Consider the following 24,186-nt stretch of genomic DNA (forward strand, 5'->3'; position numbering starts at 1 on the left):
TGGTGTGAGCCATGCGGACATGGACTGCACGCGCGGCAGGGGGCCGTACATGATGTACGGCCCCCTGCGAGGTGCGGTGATGGTGCGGCGCCTGGCGGCATGGATGATGAGGGGCGTTGGGGCCAACCGTTATGGGCTCACCGCTGAGCTCCGCTCAGGAGACTGCTGGGGCAGCAGCGAGTGGCGCCGCTCGGCGAACTCCTCGGGGGAGATGATAGGAATACCGAACTGGACCGCCTTGGCGTTTGGACCCGACATTGTGGCCGGCGGGGGCGGAACCGTACGCGAAGAACGTCATCGCCAACCTGTAAGCGCGCTCACGGGCTGGAAGCGTGCCCGAGGGGGCGCTGCGAGCGGCGCTGCGAGCGGCCGCGAACGGGGGCTCATCATGCGCGGCTCGTACCGCGTTGGTGGTCGTGGGCATTCTGCGGGTCCGTGCTCACGGTGTATCTCCCCGGACGTTGATAAGCGGGGTCGCCGGATCCAATTCCCCTTGGTGGATAGCGCGGAGCACCATCAGCATTCGCCCCAGGATGTTTCGTCCCCGGTCTCGGCATCGGGGCTTGGAGCACTCGCAGTCTCCCCAGTGGTTGTCACACCAGCGGTTCCCCTCGATCAGCTCGGCGCGGCCCGTCGCCACCAGCAAGGTCGTGACGTCGTGGCCACAGGTGAACTTCGCGCGTAGCGCAACCTCCATCGCCTGATAGCGCACCACTTCGTCCCACCTAGGACGAAGCGCGACCCGCCGACCCCGGGCTTTCGCCTCTCCCGGAGTGGCAGCCGCAGCCACCCACGCGCGCTGAAGGGGGTCTGTGGTCTTGGCGGCATTGAATGCGTGCTCGACTGTGGGGTACTCCACTGAACGCCCCGCAAGAGCGGAGTCGATAGTCACCGGGACAACCGCGAAGTTGGACAGAAATCGGTACCGTCCAGCGAAACTTCTGATAGGAGGACTACAAATCGTCATTCAGCCTCCGTTCCTGATCTCGTAAGTGCCTGGTGTGACGCTCGGATTTTGATCCGGCTCGTTGCCGTACACGGTCACGAAGGAGTGCCCACGCCTGCGTTCCGGTGAGGCTTACGGCCACTGCCGTGGTCACAGACGTCTACGAGCTCTGACCGCTCCCGTCTCGGGAGCCGTACATGCCAAAGCCTTCCGCGAGCGCATGGCTCAGCACCATGAACGCGTCGTGCGGATTGAGGTCGTCGTAGATCGCAATGAGCTGACTTTTGATCAGCTCAACGACAGGAATCAGGCGGCTCCTGTCGGGATGGTGTCTGATTTCCTCGCGAGGTCGGCACACCTGGTAGGTGCCAGCCGCTTCGCCGAGCACATTGATGGCGCGGGTCGGCTCACCATTGCGGTAGGCGCGCAGGTCCCCTTCGGCCAGAAGCTCAGCGATGAGGTGTCCGGCTTCCTCGGCGTATCCGGGAGCCTCATGCCGGTAGGACATCTCACGGTGCGCCAGGTCTGCGGCCGCCTCGAACGCTTCGACTGTGGCGCGCGCCATGGAGGAGACGTTTCTGTGGTCGTCGGCAACCATGCTGGTGAGCAGCATGAAGTCGGTGATGCCTTGGATGGCGCGCTCACGCAGAGCGGCTTGGTCCGCATCAGGAATGTCGCCCAGCAACATCCGGGCCCGGTGCAGCCTGGCAACCAGGTCGTTGTGTGGCTGAGGGAGCGGTGGGGTGGTCATTTAGCCTCCGCACTGTGGGACCGGTGCGATCTCGATGTCTAGGCACCTGGTCGGCTACCGTGAGCGGCGCATCGCGTGGACAGGTCGCTGGAGTACCGCTCACGGCGTCGGTCAGGTCGAGGGCACGTTGAAGGTGCGGCGGAAGGCGTAGGCGTCCAAACGCGCGATGTGCACCTGGGACGCGGCCACCTCCCCTCACGATCGACGCGCTTCACCGCGGCCTGCGAGTCGCCGCAGGTCGGTAATCTGGAGAAGGTTCCCTCGGCATAGCCACAACTCGCTGGTGATCTGCCGGTCCGCGCAGTGCCGGAGCGGGGATGTGGTGAACCGACGCGACAGCAAGGCCTCCTGTGTTCGGCCGTCGCCTTTCACCTCGGCTGTTCACGGAGCTCCGGGGGGTCTCGGCGTCTGGATCGTCTCGACCCCGGGTTCTCGGAACGCAGGAAACCTCGCCCGAAGGGCGACCGCGGAGCGGCTCGGGTTTCCGGAGTGGAGAGGTTCCGGGGTAGATCCAGGAAGGCGCCGAGACCACCCCGGAGGCAGCGGATCGGTGAGAAACATCGGTGCCATGTCGGGGTTCAGCTTGCGGTCAGTACGCCGGGTTAGGTCTGCTTGTTGCGTGACAGGACCGGCGCCTTCATACGGGGGGTAGTCCAGCGCGATACGGCCGATTTCCACACCGCAGTCCAGGGTGAGCTGGAACCGCAGCCCCCGCTGTCCTTCTTCGAAGTTCCCTGGTGGCTAGGCCGGGCTGCCAGATGGTGGTGCCGGCGCCTGGCCCCATCCTTGCCGGGACTTCTGCCGAGCTAACCGCGGCGATCGCCGGTGGGCACACGGTGGTCGGCTCGATGGCCACCGGTAGGGAGCGTGGTCGGTTACTGCTGAATCTACGAAATGATCGGTCGAGCCTGGATGTGATGGTCAGAGGCTCGGGAGATGAGATGGCGCGAGGTCGCTACGGGCTATCGCATTGGCCTTCGGGGCTGACCCCCTCGTTGAACTCCAGTCGTTCCCCGTGGTGATGGGCTGGATTTGGGCGATGGTTTCGGTGAGCCAACTGAGCGGAGATTTGCCGCTTGGTATGGGGTGGGTCTCAGCCCTAATCCTTGCGCGAGTTGCGGGCCCAGTTGCAGGGCTTGCTCTACGGTGGGCAGCATCCGGCGTTGCCAGCCCTGTAACGCTGCATCAACGTTGGCGTCATAGCGATAGCACTGGGTGAGTACGGTCACTAGGGCATCTGCCTGCTCGATACCGTTGTTGGCGCCCCTTCCTGTTAGCGGGAAAACGGGAGCTAGCGCATCTCCTATCAGGAGAGCGCGGCTGCCGCCCATCTTGAAGATCATTTGCTTTGGAGGGTCGATGGTGAGCAGGGGGGCGGCTGCCCATGATGTTGTATGTTCCATCAACTGCAGGGCCGGAGCTGGCAGAAGTTCTGCGGTCATGTTCGTCACGAACAGTTTGGCCGCAGGGGTGACCTGGTGCGGCAGGACGAAGACCCGCTGTACAGGATCGCCACCGCACAGCTGCTTGAAGTGTTCGGTGGTCATTGGCAGGTAGAAGGTCCAGTCGGTGCCTACGCTGCCATCTCGCAGGATCGTTGGAAAGATCGCTAGACGTGTTCCAAGCGGCTCGTAGCGCGTGAAGTCTTTCATATCCGCCGGAAGCCAGGAGCTTTGACCACGCCAGGCGACCACTCCGGCGTAGCCCAGTTGACGGCCGGGGTCCAGTAGTTGACGGCCGACCGAGCGACGTCCGTCAGCGAAGACAACGAGATCGGCACTGACGGTGGTGCCGTTGGCAAATTCCACTCTTGCCCGGTTGTTTTCGTCGGTACCGATCGCGGTGGCTCGCATGGCGGTATGAAGGTGCTCGGCAGGCAGTCGTGACAACAGACTGTTGTTGATCAGCTGCCAGATCGTGTTGCGGCCTGGGTAGAGCGTCTGTACCCGCCCGGCTTCCAGCTGATCGGCGACCTTGATCGTCACCACCCGCTCAGAGGGATAAGGGATTATCTGCTCTTGAGGGACTCCGATGGTGTCCAGCACACCAAGCGCGGTGTGTTCTAGCCCGATGATTCCACCTGCCAGGGCCGTGGGCTGTGGTGAGGCTTCGAACACGTGAACATCCTGAAATCCCTCTTGTAGTAGTCGCAAGGCCAGGGTCGGCCCTGTGATCGATCCTCCGATGATGGCGATAGACGGCTGGGTAGCAGGGGGCATGGGGGTGTCCATCCGAGGTCGGCTCAAGGTACACGAGGAGGGCTTTCCCGAGAGGTCTTCAGGGAGTGGAGGCCGCGGACGTAGCTTCCTCTGGCGTCCGGCTCATGATGTGGTCGTCTTTGGTGGCGACAGCCGATGGTCCGTCAGTGAAGAAGTGCAAGCGTTCTTCGCCTACGTCGGTGACGGTTTGCGCGACCATCGTGACCTTGTACCAACCGAAATCGCGCGTGTCTGGATCTTGAATGTGGATGTACCAGTTGGGGTCGATGTTCGTAGCCTGTCGATATTGACCGATCACGATGTGCTTCCTTTGTATGAGCCGCACTGATAGACCCATCCGCGGCAGGGCCTTGATGCGGCGATCAATCGATGCTAGTTAGAGTCGATCTGGGCTTGACGGAGGAGACGCCGATTCCGATCAAAATGTTCTCGTACGCTACGATCGACTCCTTACACGGGAAGTCTATTCATTGACAACGATCAGTTGTGCTAAGACGGGAATCCTCCGCAGCCTGGCGTCCACCGATGAGAAGCACGGTGCTACGTCGAGGGGGGTTCTGCTTCTGGGAGTGACCAGGACCAGCGAACCCTGCGCCTGCCGGGCGCGGGGGTTGGAGCGAGAGACCAGACCTACTCGCCGCGCGTGTCCCACTCAACGGTGACCCGCCACCTGCCCGGCCGCAGCGGAGCCTCGTCCGCGGTGGCCTTCGCCCACCGCAGGTCATTCTCGTAGCTCCCAAGGATCCAGGCCAGGACCCGCAGCTCCGCCTCCAGCCCGGTGTCCGCGTCGATCGCGTAGAAGGACTTCAACGTTCGCTCGTCGACGTCGCCCTCCACGCCAAGCTGCTCGGCGTTCCATCGGTCGAGGGGGATCTTGGGGAGGATCTCCTCGATGCTCGCAGGCATCTCGTCTTCCTTTCTCAGATGGGTGCGGTGTGTGGAAGAGCCTGACCACCGCCTCGGCGGGAAGAGCGCGAATCACTCTTGCGCCGAGCGGAGGATCGGGTGTCACGCCACAGCGAGGAGGCTGCGGATTTGCGCCTCCACGAGTTCCTGGGCGGCCTTGGCGTCGTCGAGGCTGGTCGACAGCAACTCGGATGCTCGGCCGTCGACGACTACAGAGCCTGGAACCGCCGGTACAAGGGCAGGACCTGCGGCCCTGGCAGCCGCGAGCCTTCGCAAGCTCGATCGCGAGCTTCTCCAGCTCCTGCTTGGCCCGCGTGGTCAACGCCGCGACCACCATCTCCTGCATCTCCTGGTCTGCCAAGGGATATGCGTCAGATGGCTTCCTGTGCCGAAATGTGCACCACGTCCCAGCGGCCCCGCTGGCGGGGCGGCGTGCACGTGGTGCACGAAGTACACGCCCCCGCCGGCGCGGACGCGGACGGCGTTCGGCGCTTCAACGTAGGTGCGGACGAACGAACGGAGCCGGTCGCTCTCGCACTGCTGCCGGTAGCTCTCCTTGATGAGGTCGGTGTCGCGTCGGCCAGTCACTGATGAACATCGACCAAGGCGACCGGGTGAGGGTCTTGTTTGGAGGTCGTCGTGCTCAGCGCGCGAGGTCGTGGCGACGGTCGGGCGGGGCGTTCGCTGAAGTCACAGACGACGATTTCGGTGCGCGGGGATACGTCGTGCCAGCTGTTGTCGTAGCCGCGGTGTCGATGCCGATGTTGGGCCCGAGCCGGATCCCGGTCTCTGTCTCGAACCGTTGATGTTCCGGTCCGCTCACTCGGTGCTTCATGCGCATCCCCCGAGCTCGAATGCGGTTTGGCATTCGGTGGCGATCTGATCGGCCAGGTACAGCGGCCGGATGTCCTGCAGGAGGACCGCCGGCTCGACGAACTCCGGATCGTCGCCGGCACGGCGGGAGGTCACCGTGCCGCGCTCTGCCTGGTAGACGAGCTGGTCCTGTGAGGTCATGTGGTCGAACCCCGCCTTGACCGCGGCGTTCAGCACCGGCATGATCTGCTCGGTCTGGTGGCGGGTGAGCTTCCATCGGATCGTGCGGGTGCATGCCTGTGGGTGCCGGATCCGACCGCTGACCTCCAGCGCGATGTAGCGGCCCTGGGTCAGGTAGCGGGGCAGCGTGACCGCGTCTCGGTCCCGCCAGGCGGTGATTTGGGAGTCACCCTCCATGCGGCGGATTCGTTCACCGACCTGGTAAGCGCGGCCGGGGTCCTGCTCAAGCACGGTCAGCACCATGTCGCGGCGGGTTCGGCCCGGGCGGAGGGGTTCGATCTCTGTGATCTGCGTTTTGATGGTGCGGCGCGAGTGCTCAGGGTGGGGGTAGAAGGCGACGAAGTCGCCGACCTTGGGCTCATCGAGTGTCATGACTTCTCCGTGGCGTTCAGCGCGGGTTGGTGCCGGGTCATAGCTGCCAGCGATGGGAGCCGGACCAGTCGAGCACCGCGGTCTCGAGCGTCCACCTCACATCGGCCGTCACCACGACCTCGACCGGGGTAGCCCTCAGCAGGCTTTCCCCGTTGACGATCTGGTGGCGATGCTCACGTCGAGCTGCTCTCCGGTTTCGTTCTCGATACCGCCGAGCAGCAGGTTGGCGATTTCCTTCACCTCGGCTCGGTCGAGGGGCACGGCGGTGCCGTTCTCGCACCAGCGGCAGGGGCAGCCGCGCCGATGACCCTGCAAGCTTCGGTGATCATCGGGCGTCACCGGCCTGCAGCAGCGCTACGGCCTTCCGGTGTTTGTTGTGCATGTCGTTCCTTTCGCGGGGGTCAGCGCAAGCCAGGAGCGCTGGTCGCAATGCGTGTCGGGAGGTGTCCTGGAATGCCGCAGGGGGCCGTACGCGGTGTACGGCCCCCTGCGAGGTGCGGTGTGATGTTGTGATGCCTGGCGGCCGAACGGCGCGGGGCGCTGGCGGCGAACCGGAGTTATGGGTCCATGGGCCAGCGCACCGGTCAGGCCGTGGCCTGATTGCGCTCCAGCAGCGCGTGGAGCCGCTCGGCGAACTCCTCGGGCGAGATGATCGGAATGCCGAGCTCGAGCGCCTTGGCGCGCTTGGAACCGGCGCCGTCGCCGGCGACGACCAGGGAGGTCTTGGCCGACACGCTGGAGGAGGACCTCCCGGCCGCCATTTCCACCAGTTCGTTCATCTGGTTGCGGGAGTAAGCCGCCAGCGGGCCGGTCATCGTGCCGCTGACCACGACCGTCATGCCTGCCAACGGCGCCTGGCCGGCGTCGGGCGATTCGGCGGCCAAGGTGCCGGGTTCGGCGGCGCTGCCGGGTTCGGTCAGGTTCACTCCAGCGGCTTCCAGCTTGGCGATGACGGGGACGAGTTCGGCGAGTTCGGCGACGATCAACGGGGCCTTCTCCGCGCCGATGCCTTCGACTTGCTGCAGCACCGCGACGTCGGCGGCCTGCAGTGCCTGCATGGTGCCGAAGTGCCGGGCGATACGCCGGGACATGGAGCGCCCGGTGCCCTGGACGCCCAGCGCGCACAGTACGCGCGACAGCGGCCGGGTTTTGGCGGTCTGGATGGCGGCCAGGAGTTTGGTGACGCTGGCGGTGCCCATCCGGTCCAGGCCCAGCAACTGGTGGGCCGTGAGGGTGAACAGGTCGGCGATGTCGGTGACGAGCTCGCGGCCGACCAACTGCGTGACGAGCTTGCCGCCGATCCCCTCGATGTCCAGCTGATCCCGTCCGACGGCGTATTCGATGGACGGTGCAAGCCTGCACTGGCGGCCGCGGACGCACCGCCACCGCTGCTGGGAGGTGTCGATGTCCGACCCGCAGTTCGGGCAGTGCAGGGGGAAGGCGACCGGTGTTTCCCGCCCCGTCCGCAGGTGCGCAACCGGCGCCAGGATGCGCGGGATGACGTCGCCGGCCCGCACCACCGTGACGTGATCGCCGATCCGCAGATCGCGCCTGGCGATGTCGGCGGCGTTGTGCAGGGTGGCGAAGGTGACGACCACGCCGTCGATTTCGACCGGCTCAAGCTCGGCGCGGGGTGCGATGACTCCGGTCCGGCCGACCGCCCAGGTGACGTTCTTCAGCTGGGTGATTCGCTCGATCGCCGGAAGCTTGTAGGCGATCGCCCAGCGCGGTGCGCGGGAGCTGAACCCGGCGGCGGCCTGGTCCTCGGCCAGATCGCACTTGATGACGACTCCGTCGATGCCTATGGGGAGGTCGGCGCGAGCGGCGGCGATCTCGTCGACACGCTGCTGGACCTGTTCGACGGTGTGGGCGACGATGCCGGCGACTGGGGTCGCGGCTGTCGTCTGGGCGCCCTGGTCGGCGACCCAGTACATGACGCTGCTGTGGGGGATCTCGCGCAGCCGTACCGCGAAGTCGGAGGTGTCGTCGGGCTGGGGTAGCGCGCCGTAGCAAAAGAAGGTCAGCTCGCAGACGTAGGGGCGGTCCTGGGCGCGCAGGGTGCCGGCGGCCGCGCTGCGGGGGTTGGCGAACGTAGTTCCGTCGTGGGCCTGGCGCTTGGTACAAGCGTCCTCGAACTGAGCGATGGTCATCATGACCTCACCGCGCAACTCGACCGTGTTTGGATGTGCCAACCAGGTTGGCAGGCCGACGATGGTGCCGATCGCGTGGCTCACGTCCTCGCCTGCTGTGCCGTCGCCTCTCGTGATGAGCTGGACCAGGCGGCCATGGTGATAGCGGGCCGAGATCGCCAGACCGTCGAGCTTAGGCTCGACACTCCAGGCCGTCACCGCGTGGCCGAGTCTGCGCTCCAAGGAGGCTGCCCAGTCGGCCAGCTGCTCGGCGCCGAAGACGTTGTCGAGCGAGAGCATTGGCACGGTGTGGGGAACATCGCCGACCACCGAGCCACCCGCGACCTTGCCCGTCGGCGAGGTGGGGAGTACGGGGCCGGGGTGGGCCTGCTCGTAGACCGCGATATCACCTACCAGCCGATCGTAGGCGTCGTCATCCAGCGGGGAGGTGCCGGCGGTGTAGTACGCCTGAGCGGCGTTGCGTGCCTGGGCCACCGCCGCGGCGTACTGCTCCTGGGTGGTGATCAAAATGGCTCCTCAGCAGTGGTTACGTGTCCTGACGATGACGCACGCCTCCGACAATTCCGACCGCTCGCTCGAGGACGTCGTAGCCTCGCTGAGCTCGTCGAACACCGGACACGTGGTGCCTGATCTAGCGCATCACCTCCCAGCTGTCCCGTGTCGTGGTCGGCGGGCAGAGACTCGCAGGCGAGTTGCATCAGGGCGTCGGCGTCGGTCTCGTAGTCGCACCATGCGACCATGGCCACCTCGGCGGCGTGGTCGGGCAGGTGCAGCTCGTTCATGGTTGTGCAGTACGCGTAGGCCATCTGGCCCTCCTTTCGGCGTTCTCCGGATGGCGGGAACGCGGCCCACCGGCCGACATCGCCGCTCGCCTGAACCAAGGGCCAGGCGCCGGACTGGTTCTCGTGGGGCCCGTTGAGCGTCATTGGGTCTCCACCGCCGATGCGGCCGTGCGGGCGTCGGCCATGCATGCTGTGAGGGGCCGTACACGGCGTGCGGCCCCTCACAGAGGTGCGAAGTGATGCGTCTGTGGCCAGCGGCGTCAACGACGTTGACGGTGGTGGCGCATCGGGCTGGGGCAACTCACCAGCGGCGGTTGGATCGGCGCCGTTGCCAGCCCGGCTGCAGAATCATGCCGGTTCGGCCTCCCCCGTGATGACCTCGCTGATCTTCCGCAGGCTCGGCGCGTCCCGCCAGTCGAAGCCGCGCCCTTCGACGGGGACGTGCCGCCAAATCTTCGACGTCAGCCGAAGCGTGCCAGTGTCGTGGGTATGCCAGGTGGCCTGAAGGTAGATCAGCGGCTCGCTTCGCGCCAAGTGAATGGTGACGTACAGGTGGTCGCAGTGGTCCAGCGAGGGTGCGATGAGCGTCTTCCAGTCGTGCCGGCGGGCCAGCTCGAGCAGCTGCTGCGCGGCCTTGGGCAGGGTGACCACCCACAGGCGCCAGTCGCCGGATGCCTCGATCGGGGGCCTGCCCTGGATGGTGAGCTTCCACGGGTCGCGGTCGACCCTGGCTAGGACACCGAATGGAGCGGCGCGTTCGCCGTCGCCATGCTCGCGCCCGGCGAGGATGTCACCGGGCTTCGCCTCGGTGATGCTGGTGAGACCCTCGGGCGGGGCGGTCGTAGGCTTCATAGCCCCTCCCCGAGGTGGACAGGCCCGTCGACGGACAGGACGGCGCGACCAGTGGCCTCCGCCTGTTCGGCGGTGGCCAGGACTTGGGAGGTGGGGGGGCCGAGCCTGGTCCGGCGCTGCGGCAGAACGCAGGTGCAGATCTCCCAGGATTGGAAGATGATTCCGCCGTCCGAGGTGCGTTCGAGGCTGAGGGTGGCGCTGCGGTGGTGGGCGGGGGAGTCGTTCATGGGGTGTCTCTCTTCCGGTGTCGGTCGGTCGGCACCACAGGGTCAGTACGAGGGCAGTTCCAGGCGCCTCCACGGGTCGGCGATGTGGACCTGCACCAACGAGAGAGGTGGGTGACTGGGCTGTTGCGCCGGAGGACGCCTAAGTGCCGCGATCGTGTTAGAACGGCGGCTCGTCGGCCAGCCACACCACACCGCCGCATCGGACATCTCAGGCAGGCGACAGGCGTCCTGTAAGGCTTGACACGATCCCAGCTCGACCTTGCGGCGGGTGAAGTGCGCTCAAACTCCGCCCACTCGGTCGCGGTCGCCTCTGACGGCCCAGGCGGTGTGTGAGCTATGCCTTCATGTCGGGTTGATAGCTGGCTCCGAACTCCTCGCGATTGGCGAACATCTGGTTGATGGCAGTGAGGAGCCGGTAGTAGTGAAACGACTGTGGGTGGGGGTCGACGTAGTCGATGCGGCCGTCCACGACGACCCGGCGCGGCCGGTCGTGGGCCTTGGCAGCGATCGCGTCCATCTCTCGCTGGATGCGGTCGCGAAGGTCGGTGTAGACGACCTCCCAGATGTGCTCCTCGCACGGCCTCTTTCTGCGTGCCCACGACGCCGCGCAGTGATGGCAGCTACCGTCCTGCTCACCTTCGGCTTCGGCGGCCAGGCCCAGCGCCCAGCGCCCAGAAGATGATCGGCAGATCAGCGATGGGGAACTGGACGTCGTGCTCGGTGATGTCTACCTCACCGTCCGCCACGGGGACGAGCTTCCCGTTCTGCCATCTCATGTGCTCTCCGATCTGGGTCCGGTAAGCGGTCACACCCGTCCCGGCGGCTGGGTGCCGGGACGGGCGGGCGTGCTAGAACGGCGGCTCATCGGCCAGCCAGACGGCGCCGATGCGGTAGTAGGCCATGCCGTTGTGGATGCGGTCAGCGATCCGCCATGCCTCGTCGAGGTTGGCGGTGGGGGTGAACAGGCCGCACTCTTCGGGGACGAGCACGGGATGGTTGCGGCAGGCGGCCGCATAGCGTTGGTGCTGGTGTTCGGTGACCAGTTGCTTAAGCGGCACCCGAGTGGTCCGCGGGCTTTGGCAGTCCTCGCGGATCAGCGGTACAGCGGCGGTTTCCAGGCGGACGGGCAGCAGTTCGAGCTCGTCCAGCTCTCGAAGCATGAGCTTTCCTGTCGATGAATGGATGGTTGGCCCCGACCATGTTCGATGGCGGACCTGTCTGGCGGGTGGCGGGGGTTGCGGTCCTGATCGGGCTAACCCGGCCACTGAGTAGGAGGAATGAGAGACCGTTCTCGGGAGCCGTCCAAGCGTCCGCTGGCGCTGTCTCAAGACCTGCTGGCGACGCTTATTTGAGGGAAATGCGACGGCTCAGGCGACGGACATCGTTGCGAACGGAGCTGAGCAGTTCGACCTGCGGGACGGTAGATCCCCAGTCGACGGCGCCGGTGTCCAGGATGGGCGCGGTGAAGGCCACCGTCCCTCCGAGCCCCTGACAGACCCACAGCAGTAGCCGGTGCTTGGCGTGTAAGGCGATCGCGTCGCGCCAGATCAATCCGTCGGGGTCCCGCAGGTGCGGGGCTGAGGGGCGGGCGAGGATATCGGCGATGTAGGGCGAAAACAGCACCGATGCGATGACGTGGGAATCGTGCAGAGTGGCGTACGCCTTCGCCGCCAGCGTGCCCGAGAGTATGTTCGGCCCGTCGTGGCAGATCGCCTCGCGGAAGGTGATGATCCCGCTCTGGGCGCGGGCCTCCAGCAGCACCCTGCCCTCGCCTTGCAGGATGACGGTGGCGTCGTTGCCGGGTCGGTCAAAGGCAGCGTGCCGATCGGCCAGCCAGAACACCGCGTCGAAGGTGGGGGCCACCACCAGCATGTGGCCGTGCTTGGGATAGGTCTCGAAGTCCAGTTGCATTGTGCTCACAGGGTTGCCGTCCGATCATCAGCGATTGCGCGGTCACAGGGCCGCGCACACGTGCAGGGGCAGGCGAGGACGTAGCAGCAGTTGTTACCGCAGCCGGTACCGGTTATCGGCGGCCCGTGTGCTTACCTCGCGGGGTCTTGCTGTGCCGTTGCGATGGCGGGAGCGCGAGAGGGGTCCTCTCTGGGGTGTGTTGCGCCCCCGCCATCGCAACGGCATGCTCCGCAGGCGAGGCAAGCACACGGGCCGGATGTGCCAGCTGTTCAGCCGGGCCTGCGTATCTCGCCTCGGCCCGGTGGATTGCTGTTGCTGTTCGCTCAGCTGGACTGAATTCCAGTCCTCCATTCGGCCCCTCGAGAGATTCCAACGGCCAAGTAGGCGGTGGCCCTATCCCTGGAAGCGAAGGCGTTTACGGTGATCAGTTATGGATGTCAACAACAGAGTCAGCACTGTGGAACAGGCTGCTCGCGCCCTATTGGAAAGATCGGTTACAGGTGGTGCGCGAACTGGTCCAGGCGGACGAGGAGGTCACCGACCTGGAGTCGTGTCTGGCGGCGAAAGTGCGAGCGCGAACGCAGCTGTACGCCCGAGCCGAACGCAAGGGATGGACGGCGGAGGATCTGCGCCGGATGGGCCAGCCGCCGACTTTCGACTGCCCCTTTCCGGCTTATCTTGTCTCCCCCCGGCTGGGGGCATCACGGCTCCGACGACCCGGACGCGAGGCCGTCCGCCCAAGCACAGTGAGCAGGCCTCAGCTGACCACGGCTCATCGACGACGGCGTCGCAGACCGACCCTTTTGCCGGCGACGACGACGGCTTCGGCGGCAACCCGGACAGCATGCCTGCAGGATCTGCGTATGCAGGCCACTAAGGCTGATCGCCCGGGCGCAGGCTCTACCGGGAGCAGTGAGAAGCCCACGCTGTCTGACACCCAACTGTGCTCGCACGCCCCGCACTCGAACTCCTGGGCATGTCCAGAGCCCGGGGCGTCGATCAGGCTGCCGGCGGGGTCCAGCACATAGGTGTTGGCGGCGGCGTCGTAGATGACCTCCATGTAGCGGCGATAGGTGACCTCGACCACCGTGACCGCATCCGACGCGCACGTAGGACAGCGGACAGCGACGGGTTCGGTGTCCCTCGTCTGAGTCAGGTGGTCGATCATCATCGCTGCACCACCGCGGTGGTACAGCTGGTGACGCCATGATCGGCCGCTGTCAGCTCGATCAGCGGGAGAGCAATACGCATTGCCATCCTTTCCCAGGTCAGAAAAGACAAGCCGCTGCGGGCGCAGGCCACGAAGCGGAGAAGACGATGTGCGGGCGGCCTACGTTGCGTCGCCTGGTCGCAGGGACCCGCGGCCGTGGCAGAGCACCGTCGGAGTGCAGCAGGATCAGCTGGGTTTGTTCGCCTCGACCCAGCCGCGCAGCACGTTGAAGACCTGCTCGCGCCACCGAATGCCCGCAGGGACCTCCAGCTCAGCGACGAGCTCAGCCGACCGCCCGCCGAGCCCGAAGGTCTTGAACACCTTGATCGGAGCTGGGTCGGCGATCGGTGTCGGCGGACCGTACCAGATGGTGTGCCCGGGCTCGGGCCACACTGCCCGGTAGTCCTGGCCGTCCAGCGTGAAGAACCACATTTCGTGCCGGGCGCCGCCGCCGCCGCTGATATGGACCTTCCCGCGCTTGAGGCCGGGCCGCTTGGGCAGTTCACCCTCAGGTGGCGGCTCGTACGCCGCGGGGTAACGCTCCCGGGCCCCGTCCGCGGTCAGCTTGCCGCCGACCGTGTCGTAGGGGATCGTCGTGGTGTGCGGGTGCCTGACCCGCCTGGTCAGATCCGCCATCGTCTGGATCTCGGCGCGATGGCCGGTGAGCTGATCTGGTACCGTCAGCGTCCTCTTGCTCACCTTGACGACTTCCAGCCACCGTCCGCCGAGCTGCACGAAGTCGCCGGCGGTGAAATCGACGGCCTGCCACACCTTGCGCCCGGATGCGGCGATGAGGTCTTCCCAGTAGGCGATCTCCTCGAGCGCTTCGACCATCTCGGCCGCCAGCACTTGCTGACCGTGCTCGGAGACGCCGACCCACACCTCCGCGCAGCCGCGGGAGACCCTGCCCGTCTGCTTCACCGGGATGCCCAGGCCGGTCAGCTTCGCAATACGAGCCTGCAGTTCAGACAGCTGGCCCTCCACCAACGGTTCCTGGCCCAGCCACTCGGTGCGGCCGTGCAACGCCCTCTCGATATCGCGCAGCTGCCTTTCCAGGCCCTGGATCCGTCGCAGCGTGGTGCCATGCGATTCGCGCCGGTCCTGGAACTTGCGGGCGGCCTGGGCGCGCCCGAACGCCGCGCCGGCCTTGTCGATGAGCGCGAACGCCTTGCCCTCGCGCTTCCACAGCCGCTCCAGCAGTCTCTTGTGCCGGTTGTAGCTGTGGTGGTCGACCAGCATGGGGGTGCCGTTCAGCGCGTCATAGCTACGCCTGTTGGCCGCGCGGATCGACTCAGCGGTCGCCGTCGCGGCGCCGGCCTGTCGTTGCAGCCGCTCGGCCCGGTATTCAGCGTACTGATACTTGCGCGCCTCCAACTCCCAGAACCCCACGGCTGGGGTGGTTTCATCGATGCGGATCTCGACGGTCCACCCGGCATCACGCAGGTCGCCAGCCGCCCGGTTGATGGTGTGCCGATCGGCTCTGCTGCGCTGCGAATGCGGCAGATACCAGTACGGTTCGCCCAGTTCCTCATCGACGGGCACCTCCAGGTGCTCCGAGCCGCGGAACCGGTGCTTGCTCAGGACCGCTCCAGTGCCGTCGCCGCGGCGCGTTCCGTAGATGATGGTGCCGTGCTGACGGGTATGCACGATCCACATCTGCGGTTTCCGCGCGGGCGTGGTCGTCGTGTCGGTCATGTGAGGTGGACTCCTCTCGTTTGCCTGCCGGCCCGTCCACCCCCCGCCTCGGGGCAGGAGCCTGTGCAGGAGATGGACGAACCGCTGGTCGTCACGGGCGTTGAGCGGGATGAGGTGCACGACGTCGCCGAACGCACGGAAAGGGCGACGTCGTTCAGTGACGCCGCTGATGGTCCAGGGCACGCTGGGCGCCGGGACAGCAGCCGGCGTTCCTTGCGGCGCGGTTTATTACGGCTGCCAATGCGGCCTAGCCCTCTGCCGGCGGCTTGCGGCGGTCCGACGATGGAGGATCCGCACCGGCGCTCCCTAGGGAGCCAGCGGCAGCGCCACCCATCACACGGTTAGTACGACTCCCACAGGGCCTGGCCCCGATGCCGCGGTTCAGGGAAGTCCACCTCCCACGCCGCCGACTCACGGTCGGCAGCTGCGGCAAGGACCTGCAGAACCTGGTGGGAGACGGCCCGGGTGGTGGCGCGCAGCACCCGCTCGTGCCGGTCAGCGACCCGCTTGATGCGGCGCACGTTGACGGCCCGGGCGTAGTGGTAGGCCGCGAAGCGGGGGGTGCGCGTCTCCGGACGCGGCCGCGTCCCCTCTCGGACTCCTTGGGTCACCGCAGCCTGCGAGTACCGCAGGGTGGTGATCTGGTGGAAGGTGCCGGGCACCCACAGTTCGTCGGTCTTGACCAACCGGTCCATACGGTGGCGGAGCGGCGTGTGGTGGACCGTACGCGACAACGAATCCTCCTGGGTTGGGTGAGCCAGTTCGCGTTGCGGTTGTCTATTTGGAGCAGGAGACCGAGGCCTCGGCCTCGGTCTCTCTGGCATCGGGCACTGCGGGTTCTCGCGGCGGGGGAAGGCTCGCCGTAGGCGACCGCAAAGCGGCTCGGCCTTCCCCCGCCGCGAGGTTCCGCGGTAGGTCAGGCAAAGAACGGGACGGCGGTCACGCCGATGCGGACGCGTGAACGCTGGGCTCGCGGTCCGATGGCCCATGCGAACTTGTGCTGGCCGTGGTGGTCCAACATGCACGCCCCGACTTCGGTGAGGGCCTGGTCTGTCCACTGCCTGCGGGACTGGTCAGGCCCGCGCGGCGTCGCTCCGGCGGCGATCAGTCGTTCTTCGACGTGGCGCGCGCCACGCTCACCGGACCTGATCTTCTGCAGGGACCGCTCGGGAAGCGCTGAACCGTCCGGCAGCAGCGTCATCGGCCGCCGTTTGGTTCGGCCGAGGTAGTTGGCGTTGGCCGCACGGTAGATCAGGCCGCGGTGGCCGGGGAAGACGACTCGTCCGTCTGCGGCCACCCGGACGACCGGGTCGCTGTAGGCGAGCACCCCGCGCACTCCTTCGGCGGCCGCCTGGCGAAATACCTCGGCGAGGGTCCAGGTCTCGCCGTTGCTGGGCACGTCATCAAGGAGCACGAACCGGCCAAGTACGATGCTCTGCTCGCCGACGTCCAGCGCAGGGAAGACGTTGGTGAGGCTGGCCGGGCTGGTCGGCATGGACAGGGTCGCCACGCCGGCGAGCCGAGGCTTGGCGGGATCGAGATGGTCGTACAGGCCGTACTCACGGCGGGCAACGACATAACTGCCGCTGTAGTGGTGCCGGACGACGAATTCCTTGGCGGTGGACCGGTCAAGCGGTTCGACGCTGTACCGCTCGGGCCGGAACACGCCGTAGCGCTCGATCTGCCAACTGAACTCTCGATCGCGCCACCGCTGGCATGCCTCTGAAACGGGGTCCAGTTCCAGAGCGTGTTGGAAGTAGCAAACTGCCACCTCGCTGCTCTCCTTTTCAGGTCCGCCCATGGCGGGAGGGCCGCAGGGGCTGGTCCAGATGCTGTCGAGTAACCCGCTCGATGCCGATGCGTTTATCGCCTCGATCACCGCGCTCATCACAACCTCGGTCGTCCGATGTCGGGACGGTGTTGCCGAGCAGGCATAGTCGGTGTCCCAGCCGTGATGTAGGCGAAGGGAGCGGACTGGGTCGGTGTCAGGCGCCCGCCTCGACTGCCGCCCTGGTGGGAATTTCGGTTCGGCGGCACCCGAATGGGCTGCAGCCGGGCGGGTCTTCCTCCCAATCGGCCAAGTTGACGGGGCTGCCGTCGATGGTCAGGTCCAGTTCTGCCTGGCGTTGGTGCCATTCAGCTGCGGTGACCTTCTCGATGGGGGCTTCGGCGAGCGGGACGCGGCTGCGGTGCAGGTAGGCGGTTCCGCGCAGCTTGGTGGGTGCGGCGGGGTGGCCGTGGCGGATGCGTTCGTCGAAGTGGATCGCTTCGGCCCACTCTTTGGGATGGTGGTCGCGCAGTGATCTCCATCGGGCGTTGCCGCTGAATGGGCATCCCACGCAGGCGCTGCGGGTGGTGTTCGCCCGTCCGTGCCGTTCTAAGATCGCTTGGCATCCCTGGCGGGTGAGGCCCAGGTCGATCAGTGGATGCCGGTGTTCGGTGTAGGCGGGGGTGTCCTCCAGCACGCGTCGCTGTTCGTCGCGGGAGAAGCCGACCAGTTGCACGGCACGGCGCCCTTTGGGGACCCGGCCGACGTTTCCGTCGGCGTCGATCGGAGCTCCGAGCAGGGCCCGTAACATCGCCATCAGCGGCCGCACCTTGTAATCGCCGGTGCACTGCCGCTTCAAGATCGCCTGTCCGCCTGCGTGGGTTCGTACGTGCAGCGGCAGGGTCGCGTAGTGGCCGCCGTCGGTGCGCAGCGCGTCGGCGCGGATGTCGCCCGCAGTGACGCGGATCAGGGGGATGCCCATCGGGTGGGCGAGTTCGTGTTCGACCCACTCGACGTTGTCGTACACCGCCTGGGGTTCCCATTGGGTGTCGGCCATGAGCATCACATCGGGACGCTCGATCTCGCCTTGTGCCGCAAGCAACGCCAGCGTGGTCGACTGGACTCCTGCGCCGAGCATCAGCGCCCATAGCGGGCGGGTGGCTGACACATCGCGCAGCCGCTCCACGATTCTGCGTGGCGGCAGCTGCTGCAGCGTGCTCACCGGCGGTCCTCGCACTGCTCGGTGGCATCCTCAGGGACCGCGCTCTGAGGGAGGTCCGAGTTGGGGGCGGCGGAGGCGTCCAGAGCGGGGCCGTGCACTAGGTTGCCGTCGATCAGGAAGCGCACCCGCAGGCCTGAGACGTCGTCTTCGGTGTGGATGTCGAAGCATAAGCCGCCATCGGGGGCCTCATGGATGTAGGCGACCAGTTCGTCGCTTTGCAGGTGAGCGATCGGCCAACCTCGCAGATCTTCGAGCATCTCCACCTGGATGTCCGCGGCCTCGCGTAGGTGGCGGCCGGTGGCCACCACGATGTCTCGGATCTCATCGAGGGTGTCGGGGCTCCAGTCACCAGGACGGTTGAGGGTCCGGTGGATGCCTTCCATCGCCTGGATGTCGTCGATCACCACGTCGCCACGGAATTCGGGCAGCGGAGTTGGTCGGGGGTTCAGCGTGGGGTCCGTCATGGGCGCATCACGCAGCTCTCTTGCAGGTGAGGGTGAACCGGCGTGGCATCCCTGCCGGGCTGGTGCCACGCGTGGAGAAAGGTTGTTCGCCGGTGAGGGCGAGTTGCAGCAGGCTGTCGTTGGCACGGATGGCGCCGGCGATAACGCCGTCGTACGTGCGTGCATGCCAACGACGCGCACTGGTCGTGGAATGTGGCCTTGCGGGTGGTCACCGGTACGGCGGGCCCCCGGAAACGCGGCTCCTCCATACAGGGATGCGCCGGTAAGCCCGCCGAGAAGGGGTCGACGGACCTACGGCGGGGGACTCAGCGGGATACGGTGTCGCCGGCCAGGTCGATGACCGCGACAGTGACGTTGTCGTAGGTGTCGATGTCCTCGGCCGCGTCGGCCAGCGCCTGGCAGGCGGTCTGCGGGCTGTCGGCGGTGATGAGGATGTCGCTGATTTCGGTGGGCGTGATGTGGTGGGTGAGCCCGTCGGAGGTCACCAGCAGGCGGCGCACGTCCAGCCGCAGGTCCACCTCCTGGTCGCCCGGGTCGGCGATCCAGAGGAACCGGCTGCGGATTGTGCCATCGGTGACGTTGTTCGGCAGCGGGCGCAGCGGGTGGGAGGGCTCGGTGAGGGCGTGCAGTACGCCGTCGGTGTCCAGGGCGAACACGACCGAGTCGCCGACCCAGGCGATGTCGATGCCCCGATCGGTGATCACCGCGGTCACGATGGTCGCGACCGCGGTCTGCTCGTCGGGGTCCTGGTCGTAGAAGTAGCGCACGGCCTGCCGGGCAGCGTGGATGCCCGCCTCGGCCATCGCGGTGTGCGCGGCTGCGGCCGCGGTGGTCTCCGCGGCGATCTGCGCGCAGTGGGCGGCGATCGGGGTGTCGCCAGCGCCGTCGGCGATCGCGATGGCGATGACCTGGCCGGGGTAGCTGGTGGTGCGGACGGCGACGTGGTCGGCGTTCCAGTCGCGGGGGCCGCGCCTGGTCAGGGTGGCGCCGAAGCCGCCGATCGGCAAGGTGAAGAGGGTCGCGGTCATGTGTTCCTCCACGGGCTGGGAAACAGAAAAGGCCCCGCCGGGTGGCCAGGGCCTTGGAGACTCGAGATGTGCAGCAGGGGCGAGGGGGATCAGGTGGACGTGCCGGAGTGATGCCAGGGCAGGCCCAGCAGCATGATTCGCGTCAAATCGATCACGTCGCCCGCTCCCGGGCAGATCAGCCGAATCTTCAACAGTGCGCTCTGGTCGACGGTGAGGCCCAGCAGATGACCGGTGGTCGGCTCATGATGCAGCTGGTAGCACGCGCCGGTGATCCATGCGGCGTAGAACGGGGACGCGGCCGCGCCGGCGCGCGTCTGAAGGTCAGCCGAGTTGGTCCACAGCTGGCAGTCGCAGTGCGGGTCACCACAGTGTTCGGCGGTCAGGTCGCGGGGAGTGGATCGGTAGTGGTCCATGGTCCCGGCCAGCATCGGGCATGCGCGGGAAGCGTAGGCCGAGCATTCGGGGTGCAGGGCGGGTTCGGCGGTGTAGCCGCGGATGAGGTCGACAGGCCGCACGACGATCACGATCCTGTCATCGGTACCATCGGCGAGCCGTTGCTCGCAGACCCCGCACAGCTTGTCACGCAGGCAGGTGTCCCTGCGGACGGGGTGATTGATCGAGAAGATGGCGGTGCCGTTGCTGTGCCTGGCCGATACCGCTGGGATGACGCGCCCGCCTTGGGTCGGGCAGCGCCCCAGGCGCGCCAGGATCGGCGGATTCATCTGGCCAGCCGTCGAGTGGCCGGGTGAGTCGTAGACCGCGCCAGCGTGTTCATCACAGAGTGTTCCTCTCGTGATCGGTCAGGGGGAAGCGGGCGGTGAGCTTACGGATGATCTCCATGGCGACGCGGCGGTCTTCGTCGGGGTCGTACTCCTCCTTGGGCTTCACGACCGCCTCTCCGCCGTCCCAGTGGGTGTCGAACAGCCGCTCCGGAGTGGACTCCTTGTCCTCGTCCCGGTCCTCTTCGAGCACCTCCTGGACCTCGCGGTACAGCCGGGAGACGCTGATCGGGTTCTCGTGCACGCCGTTGATGGTTGCCGACTCGATCTCGACAGGGAAGTACGGCTCGTCGGGCCTGATGATGAGCAGGTCGACGATCCGGGCGATCTCGTCCCTGGTGATGGAGCCGCTGATGTCGGTGCTCATGTCAGTCACCGGCTCTCGCGGGTCGTGGTGGTGTCCCGGTCGTCCTGGGTGAAGCTGAACGAGCCGGTCCTGGTGCCGCGCGACACCATCACTCCGGCACGGGTCAGCGTTTCCTGCGTCCGGTCGCCGGAGTAGCTGAGCGTGCTCTCCCGACCGATACCGATCGCGGCGGCGGCGGAGAAGGCTTCCTGGTCGGCGCCGAGAAACACGAACCTCCATCCGTGCTCGTCCTGCTGGTGGGTGATGCGCCGCATGATCCGGCCCGGGGTGTACGTCCAGGAGTCGTTCTCCTGGCCGTCGGTCAAGATGACCACGATCACCTCATCGGGCTGGGCCACCTCCGGCAGCTGTGTGAAGTGCTCCCGCATCCTGTGAATCGTCTTGCCGACCGCGTCGAGCAGCGCTGTGGAGCCGCGGGGGTGCAGGTGGAACTCGGGGATGTCGCTGAGCGGCTGGTGCTCGTAGACGATGTCGTACTCGTTGTCGAACTGGTAGAGGCTGACCGTCGTGTCACCGGGGGTGTTGCGCTGCTCGGCGATGAAGCCGCGCAGGCCTTCCTCCGTGGCACTCTGGACGCTGCTCATGGAACCGGACCGGTCGAGGATGATCGAGATGTGGCGCTTCATGCTGTGCCTTCCATTCCGCGGGTTGAGGGGGATGGTCTGCTGGATTGCGGCGAGGTCCGTGTTCAGCGGGGGTGGGCTCGCGGCGCGTTCGCTTCCGGGCAGGTCGCTGGTGTCGGACCCGAGCTGATGGCGGCGGCCGCCGGTTACATTTCGGGGCTGACCGTGTTGGCTGGGGGCCGGCAGTAGCCTGCCGCGACCTCGGCGCAGGAGGCTAGGAATCCCTCCCAGGTCTGGCATTCGCCCGTCCTTTTGTAGACGGTTGCCTGTCCGGCGCGCCGTGCGACCTTGTGCACGGTGTCGGGCTTGTCCAGGTGGACAACCTGGTAAGCCCACCCGTTCGGCACGGCGAAGCAGTGCAACAGCGTCACACCGTCCGGGCAGGTGATGAACGCCCGCTTGCGGTCGTCGTGCTGCTGATGGAACTCCTGGAACGCCGCGACCGCAGCCTCCTGGGCCAGTGTGCTGGTGTTGCCGAAGAAGATGCCGAATCCGGGAAACTCGGTCCGGTAGCGGTTGCGCCGGAGCTGAGTGGTCTTCAACACGTCACTGATCTTGGCCATGGGTGGCATGCCTTTCGTTTTCGGGAGCCCTCTCAGCGGTGCGGTGGGAGAGCGTCGAGCTTGACGGAAACTCGGGTCAGACCAGCAGGGGGTGGGGTCAGCGCCGGATATGTGCTGGTGCCGCAGCTCCAGCAGATCGAAAGCGATGCGCTGGCTTGCGGGACAGCTAGTCGTCTTCGGGAGGAGCGACACCAGCTCCAGCGCCTCGTCGCGGTCGTGAAGGAACTCCTGCTCGTAGGGGCCGCAATTGGCGGGGAGCTTCCACTCCTGGTCTGCGGTGGCATGGAGTCCGCCCGGCCGGCTGACGACCCACCGGCCGCCTTCTATGCGCCTGGCGATCAACGGCTCGGGCGTGTACCTGTGGTCCTGACGCGGGCCGCACGGTCCGACGCAGGAGTGGGTACGCACCGCGTCAGGGAAGGTGAACTCCGTGACGTTGTCGATGCAGCGCATCGCCTGGTCATCACTAAGCACTACCCGCGCCTGCTGCAGGAGCTCGTCGTAGATGCGCTGAGCGATCTCTTTCAGTGTCTCGGGGTCGGTGTCATGGAAGGTGCGCTGCTGACCGGGGAAGGGACTGGTCAGCTCGTAGGCGGCCCCTCCGGCGAGAGCCTTGATCGTGAACATGCTGTGGAAACCGAATCCGGTGTACGCAGTGATGGGGTGGCGTTCTACGGGGATACCGTTGTCCCAGGTCAGGTCGGTGGACATGTCCAAGTCCTTCCAGTCGACAAGTTGATCGGTGTCACGCCTCGGCGGTTTTCCGGGTGGTGCCTGAAGCACCGTCGGACCAGGGAGGGTCACGCCAGCACTGTCAGCCGTGGAATTGCCACAGGTGTTCGTCGATGGTGGCGGCGTTGATGCCGCGTCGGTTCAGCTCCCAGTGCAAGGCGTGACGTTTGGAGTAGTCGCAGGTGATGCCGGCCAGCCGGTAGGCCAGGGGCAGGGAGGACCGGCACCAGGTTTTGATCATCTGGTGGTACTCCATGTGTTGTTTGATCACCCGCTGCCAGTAGGTGGGATTGACTGCTAGGTAGGCGCACAGCGGGCAGCGCTCGGGAGCATGGCGTATGTCGCCGAACTCGGTGAACGGCGGGTCCTCGCAGACGCGCATGGGTGGGTTCCTCCTACGAGGGGAGGTCGGAATGGAAATCAGGCCGCTGGGCGCAACGGTCCAGCGAACAGCCGGCGTCCCTAGCACCGGCGCGCGGCGCGCGGCAGGCCGCTAGGGGCGAGAAGGGTGAGCTGCTCGCCCACGAGGGCCACCGGCGGGCTGGTCTTGCTCAAGCGCCCGGTGAAGTCGCAGGTGACGATTTCGGTGCGTGGGGACACTCCACGCCATTCATCGTCGTAGCCGGAGGTGTCGATCCCGCAGTTGTGCCTGAGCCGGATGCCGGTCTGGTCTTCGAACCGCTCGTACTCCGGCCCGCGTTCCCACCGGTTACAGCGCTGTCCGCTGTAGCGGAAAGGAGCCGACTCCTGCGGCACGATAAACACGCCATGGCGGGCGAGGTCCGCGGCGATGTCGATGGCGTGGTACTCAAACCGGCGGCCGCGGTAACGGGGCCCATCTCCGGTGCGCGAGGTGACACCGAACGGCGGGTTGCCGATCGCGGTGTCGAATTGCCCTAGCTCTGTGCCTGCCAGGTCGAAGATGTCGGCGCAGATCCAGCGCGCCTCCGGCAGCACCTTGCGGCCGACCTGTACGTAGGCCGGGTTACGTTCCACGCACACCAGCTCGCGCGGCGGCTGATGGTTGGCGCGCCGGCCCCCAACGTCTCGGCAGGACCACGCCAGGCGGCCGATGCCCGCGCACAGGTCGATGATCCGGTCGCCGACGACCTCGATGGCCAGGTCGCGGGCCAGCCCTAGCGGTGTGAAGAACGCGCCGTCGAGGGTGTTGGCCGCCGTCGAGGACTCCTGCCAGTGCTCCAGAACGAACTCTGCTTCGTCCTCATCCAGCGGGCGGTCCAACTCGACCAGTTCGCACGCCCGGCGGTGAAGTATGGCCTCCTGCTTGGTCAGTTTGCCCACGACTGATTCCTCCTTCGGGTGCCTGTAGGGGCGGGAGTCGGTGTGAATGCCCGGAGACCAGGTAGGCCGCAGAGTCCGGTCCTGCCTGGTTGTGTAGCGGCGGTTTAGGAGAAGGCGATCCGCTGCACCTGGTGGGCGCTGCCCTGGGGTTTGCGTCGCTCGGCCGGACCGACCTGGGCGGAATCGGGCCTTCCCACGGGTTCTCGGAGCACGGGAAGGCTCGCCCGCAGGGCGACCGCGCGAAGCGCGGCTTGGCCTTCCGTG

Annotated in this window: 26 protein-coding genes; all 26 read right to left on the minus strand. The window is 66.5% G+C overall.

Annotated elements, in window-relative coordinates:
- Positions 1 to 439: 439 nt before the first annotated feature.
- On the minus strand, positions 440 to 967 hold the full coding sequence (locus ABD810_RS41155) for an NADAR family protein (protein WP_425566977.1): 528 nt from the start codon (positions 965 to 967) through the stop codon (positions 440 to 442).
- 139 nt (positions 968 to 1,106) lie between these two features.
- Complete coding sequence (locus ABD810_RS30195; RefSeq protein WP_344948110.1) at positions 1,107 to 1,697, minus strand: hypothetical protein; 591 nt, start codon at positions 1,695 to 1,697, stop codon at positions 1,107 to 1,109.
- A gap of 962 nt (positions 1,698 to 2,659) precedes the next feature.
- A complete protein-coding gene (locus ABD810_RS30200) occupies positions 2,660 to 3,928 on the minus strand; it encodes an FAD-dependent monooxygenase (protein ID WP_344948113.1) in 1,269 nt (422 codons plus the stop codon).
- Between the two features lie 46 nt (positions 3,929 to 3,974).
- Positions 3,975 to 4,214 (minus strand): hypothetical protein, encoded by a 240-nt coding sequence (locus ABD810_RS30205; RefSeq protein WP_344948115.1) that lies wholly within the window; start codon positions 4,212 to 4,214, stop codon positions 3,975 to 3,977.
- Between the two features lie 332 nt (positions 4,215 to 4,546).
- On the minus strand, positions 4,547 to 4,822 hold the full coding sequence (locus tag ABD810_RS30210; protein ID WP_344948118.1) for a hypothetical protein: 276 nt from the start codon (positions 4,820 to 4,822) through the stop codon (positions 4,547 to 4,549).
- An 831-nt stretch (positions 4,823 to 5,653) separates the two neighbouring features.
- The gene (locus ABD810_RS30215) at positions 5,654 to 6,247 is read right to left on the minus strand and encodes a hypothetical protein (RefSeq protein ID WP_344948120.1); all 594 of its coding nucleotides are present in this window, start codon (positions 6,245 to 6,247) and stop codon (positions 5,654 to 5,656) included.
- Positions 6,248 to 6,831: 584 nt separating this feature from the next.
- Positions 6,832 to 8,904, minus strand: coding sequence for an NAD-dependent DNA ligase LigA (ligA, locus tag ABD810_RS30220; protein WP_344948123.1), 2,073 nt, complete (start codon positions 8,902 to 8,904; stop codon positions 6,832 to 6,834).
- Between the two features lie 623 nt (positions 8,905 to 9,527).
- Entirely contained in the window at positions 9,528 to 10,031 is a 504-nt protein-coding gene (locus tag ABD810_RS30225) for a hypothetical protein (protein ID WP_344948125.1), read from the minus strand.
- Positions 10,028 to 10,258 carry a hypothetical protein gene (locus tag ABD810_RS30230; protein WP_344948128.1) on the minus strand — a complete coding sequence of 77 codons (231 nt, stop codon included), beginning with the start codon at positions 10,256 to 10,258 and terminating at the stop codon, positions 10,028 to 10,030. Before ABD810_RS30230 ends, ABD810_RS30225 begins: the two co-directional genes overlap by 4 nt.
- 334 nt (positions 10,259 to 10,592) lie before the next feature.
- Complete coding sequence (locus ABD810_RS30235) at positions 10,593 to 10,775, minus strand: hypothetical protein (RefSeq protein WP_344948131.1); 183 nt, start codon at positions 10,773 to 10,775, stop codon at positions 10,593 to 10,595.
- Between the two features lie 115 nt (positions 10,776 to 10,890).
- Complete coding sequence (locus tag ABD810_RS30240; protein ID WP_344948133.1) at positions 10,891 to 11,034, minus strand: hypothetical protein; 144 nt, start codon at positions 11,032 to 11,034, stop codon at positions 10,891 to 10,893.
- Positions 11,035 to 11,106: 72 nt separating this feature from the next.
- Complete coding sequence (locus ABD810_RS30245; protein ID WP_344948136.1) at positions 11,107 to 11,418, minus strand: hypothetical protein; 312 nt, start codon at positions 11,416 to 11,418, stop codon at positions 11,107 to 11,109.
- A 184-nt stretch (positions 11,419 to 11,602) separates the two neighbouring features.
- Positions 11,603 to 12,169 carry a hypothetical protein gene (locus tag ABD810_RS30250; protein ID WP_344948139.1) on the minus strand — a complete coding sequence of 189 codons (567 nt, stop codon included), beginning with the start codon at positions 12,167 to 12,169 and terminating at the stop codon, positions 11,603 to 11,605.
- Positions 12,170 to 12,941: 772 nt separating this feature from the next.
- Positions 12,942 to 13,340, minus strand: coding sequence for a hypothetical protein (locus ABD810_RS30255; protein WP_344948141.1), 399 nt, complete (start codon positions 13,338 to 13,340; stop codon positions 12,942 to 12,944).
- Positions 13,341 to 13,565: 225 nt separating this feature from the next.
- Complete coding sequence (locus ABD810_RS30260; RefSeq protein WP_344948144.1) at positions 13,566 to 15,074, minus strand: DUF3560 domain-containing protein; 1,509 nt, start codon at positions 15,072 to 15,074, stop codon at positions 13,566 to 13,568.
- A gap of 341 nt (positions 15,075 to 15,415) precedes the next feature.
- Positions 15,416 to 15,808 (minus strand): hypothetical protein, encoded by a 393-nt coding sequence (locus ABD810_RS30265; RefSeq protein WP_344948147.1) that lies wholly within the window; start codon positions 15,806 to 15,808, stop codon positions 15,416 to 15,418.
- 182 nt (positions 15,809 to 15,990) lie between these two features.
- The gene (locus ABD810_RS30270; protein ID WP_344948149.1) at positions 15,991 to 16,845 is read right to left on the minus strand and encodes a Mom family adenine methylcarbamoylation protein; all 855 of its coding nucleotides are present in this window, start codon (positions 16,843 to 16,845) and stop codon (positions 15,991 to 15,993) included.
- Positions 16,846 to 17,059: 214 nt separating this feature from the next.
- A complete protein-coding gene (locus ABD810_RS30275) occupies positions 17,060 to 18,064 on the minus strand; it encodes a hypothetical protein (protein ID WP_344948152.1) in 1,005 nt (334 codons plus the stop codon).
- On the minus strand, positions 18,061 to 18,528 hold the full coding sequence (locus ABD810_RS30280; RefSeq protein WP_344948155.1) for a hypothetical protein: 468 nt from the start codon (positions 18,526 to 18,528) through the stop codon (positions 18,061 to 18,063). Before ABD810_RS30280 ends, ABD810_RS30275 begins: the two co-directional genes overlap by 4 nt.
- A 305-nt stretch (positions 18,529 to 18,833) precedes the next feature.
- The gene (locus ABD810_RS30285; RefSeq protein WP_344948158.1) at positions 18,834 to 19,556 is read right to left on the minus strand and encodes a PP2C family protein-serine/threonine phosphatase; all 723 of its coding nucleotides are present in this window, start codon (positions 19,554 to 19,556) and stop codon (positions 18,834 to 18,836) included.
- An 89-nt stretch (positions 19,557 to 19,645) separates the two neighbouring features.
- Positions 19,646 to 20,278: a hypothetical protein gene (locus ABD810_RS30290; protein ID WP_344948161.1), complete on the minus strand. Its 633-nt coding sequence runs from the start codon at positions 20,276 to 20,278 to the stop codon at positions 19,646 to 19,648.
- Positions 20,279 to 20,330: 52 nt separating this feature from the next.
- On the minus strand, positions 20,331 to 20,702 hold the full coding sequence (locus ABD810_RS30295) for a hypothetical protein (RefSeq protein ID WP_344948164.1): 372 nt from the start codon (positions 20,700 to 20,702) through the stop codon (positions 20,331 to 20,333).
- Between the two features lie 5 nt (positions 20,703 to 20,707).
- Positions 20,708 to 21,328 (minus strand): vWA domain-containing protein, encoded by a 621-nt coding sequence (locus ABD810_RS30300; protein ID WP_344948167.1) that lies wholly within the window; start codon positions 21,326 to 21,328, stop codon positions 20,708 to 20,710.
- A gap of 143 nt (positions 21,329 to 21,471) precedes the next feature.
- Complete coding sequence (locus tag ABD810_RS30305) at positions 21,472 to 22,599, minus strand: hypothetical protein (RefSeq protein ID WP_344948170.1); 1,128 nt, start codon at positions 22,597 to 22,599, stop codon at positions 21,472 to 21,474.
- Positions 22,600 to 22,702: 103 nt separating this feature from the next.
- The gene (locus ABD810_RS30310; protein WP_344948173.1) at positions 22,703 to 23,002 is read right to left on the minus strand and encodes a hypothetical protein; all 300 of its coding nucleotides are present in this window, start codon (positions 23,000 to 23,002) and stop codon (positions 22,703 to 22,705) included.
- A gap of 80 nt (positions 23,003 to 23,082) precedes the next feature.
- Positions 23,083 to 23,922: a class I SAM-dependent methyltransferase gene (locus tag ABD810_RS30315; RefSeq protein WP_344948175.1), complete on the minus strand. Its 840-nt coding sequence runs from the start codon at positions 23,920 to 23,922 to the stop codon at positions 23,083 to 23,085.
- Positions 23,923 to 24,186: the final 264 nt, after the last annotated feature.

Source organism: Sphaerisporangium flaviroseum (assembly GCF_039537005.1).
GTDB lineage: Bacteria > Actinomycetota > Actinomycetes > Streptosporangiales > Streptosporangiaceae > Sphaerisporangium > Sphaerisporangium flaviroseum.

Bases quoted from the DNA above. Each gene is read 5' to 3' on its own strand.
- ABD810_RS41155 (WP_425566977.1), bottom strand. From the start codon at position 967: ATGACGATTTGTAGTCCTCCTATCAGAAGTTTCGCTGGACGGTACCGA.
- ABD810_RS30195 (WP_344948110.1), bottom strand. From the start codon at position 1,697: ATGACCACCCCACCGCTCCCTCAGCCACACAACGACCTGGTTGCCAGG.
- ABD810_RS30200 (WP_344948113.1), bottom strand. From the start codon at position 3,928: ATGGACACCCCCATGCCCCCTGCTACCCAGCCGTCTATCGCCATCATC.
- ABD810_RS30210 (WP_344948118.1), bottom strand. From the start codon at position 4,822: ATGCCTGCGAGCATCGAGGAGATCCTCCCCAAGATCCCCCTCGACCGA.
- ABD810_RS30215 (WP_344948120.1), bottom strand. From the start codon at position 6,247: ATGACACTCGATGAGCCCAAGGTCGGCGACTTCGTCGCCTTCTACCCC.
- ABD810_RS30225 (WP_344948125.1), bottom strand. From the start codon at position 10,031: ATGAAGCCTACGACCGCCCCGCCCGAGGGTCTCACCAGCATCACCGAG.
- ABD810_RS30230 (WP_344948128.1), bottom strand. From the start codon at position 10,258: ATGAACGACTCCCCCGCCCACCACCGCAGCGCCACCCTCAGCCTCGAA.
- ABD810_RS30235 (WP_344948131.1), bottom strand. From the start codon at position 10,775: ATGGACGCGATCGCTGCCAAGGCCCACGACCGGCCGCGCCGGGTCGTC.
- ABD810_RS30240 (WP_344948133.1), bottom strand. From the start codon at position 11,034: ATGAGATGGCAGAACGGGAAGCTCGTCCCCGTGGCGGACGGTGAGGTA.
- ABD810_RS30245 (WP_344948136.1), bottom strand. From the start codon at position 11,418: ATGCTTCGAGAGCTGGACGAGCTCGAACTGCTGCCCGTCCGCCTGGAA.
- ABD810_RS30250 (WP_344948139.1), bottom strand. From the start codon at position 12,169: ATGCAACTGGACTTCGAGACCTATCCCAAGCACGGCCACATGCTGGTG.
- ABD810_RS30255 (WP_344948141.1), bottom strand. From the start codon at position 13,340: ATGATGATCGACCACCTGACTCAGACGAGGGACACCGAACCCGTCGCT.
- ABD810_RS30260 (WP_344948144.1), bottom strand. From the start codon at position 15,074: ATGACCGACACGACGACCACGCCCGCGCGGAAACCGCAGATGTGGATC.
- ABD810_RS30280 (WP_344948155.1), bottom strand. From the start codon at position 18,528: ATGACGGACCCCACGCTGAACCCCCGACCAACTCCGCTGCCCGAATTC.
- ABD810_RS30285 (WP_344948158.1), bottom strand. From the start codon at position 19,556: ATGACCGCGACCCTCTTCACCTTGCCGATCGGCGGCTTCGGCGCCACC.
- ABD810_RS30290 (WP_344948161.1), bottom strand. From the start codon at position 20,278: ATGAATCCGCCGATCCTGGCGCGCCTGGGGCGCTGCCCGACCCAAGGC.
- ABD810_RS30295 (WP_344948164.1), bottom strand. From the start codon at position 20,702: ATGAGCACCGACATCAGCGGCTCCATCACCAGGGACGAGATCGCCCGG.
- ABD810_RS30300 (WP_344948167.1), bottom strand. From the start codon at position 21,328: ATGAAGCGCCACATCTCGATCATCCTCGACCGGTCCGGTTCCATGAGC.
- ABD810_RS30305 (WP_344948170.1), bottom strand. From the start codon at position 22,599: ATGTCCACCGACCTGACCTGGGACAACGGTATCCCCGTAGAACGCCAC.
- ABD810_RS30310 (WP_344948173.1), bottom strand. From the start codon at position 23,002: ATGCGCGTCTGCGAGGACCCGCCGTTCACCGAGTTCGGCGACATACGC.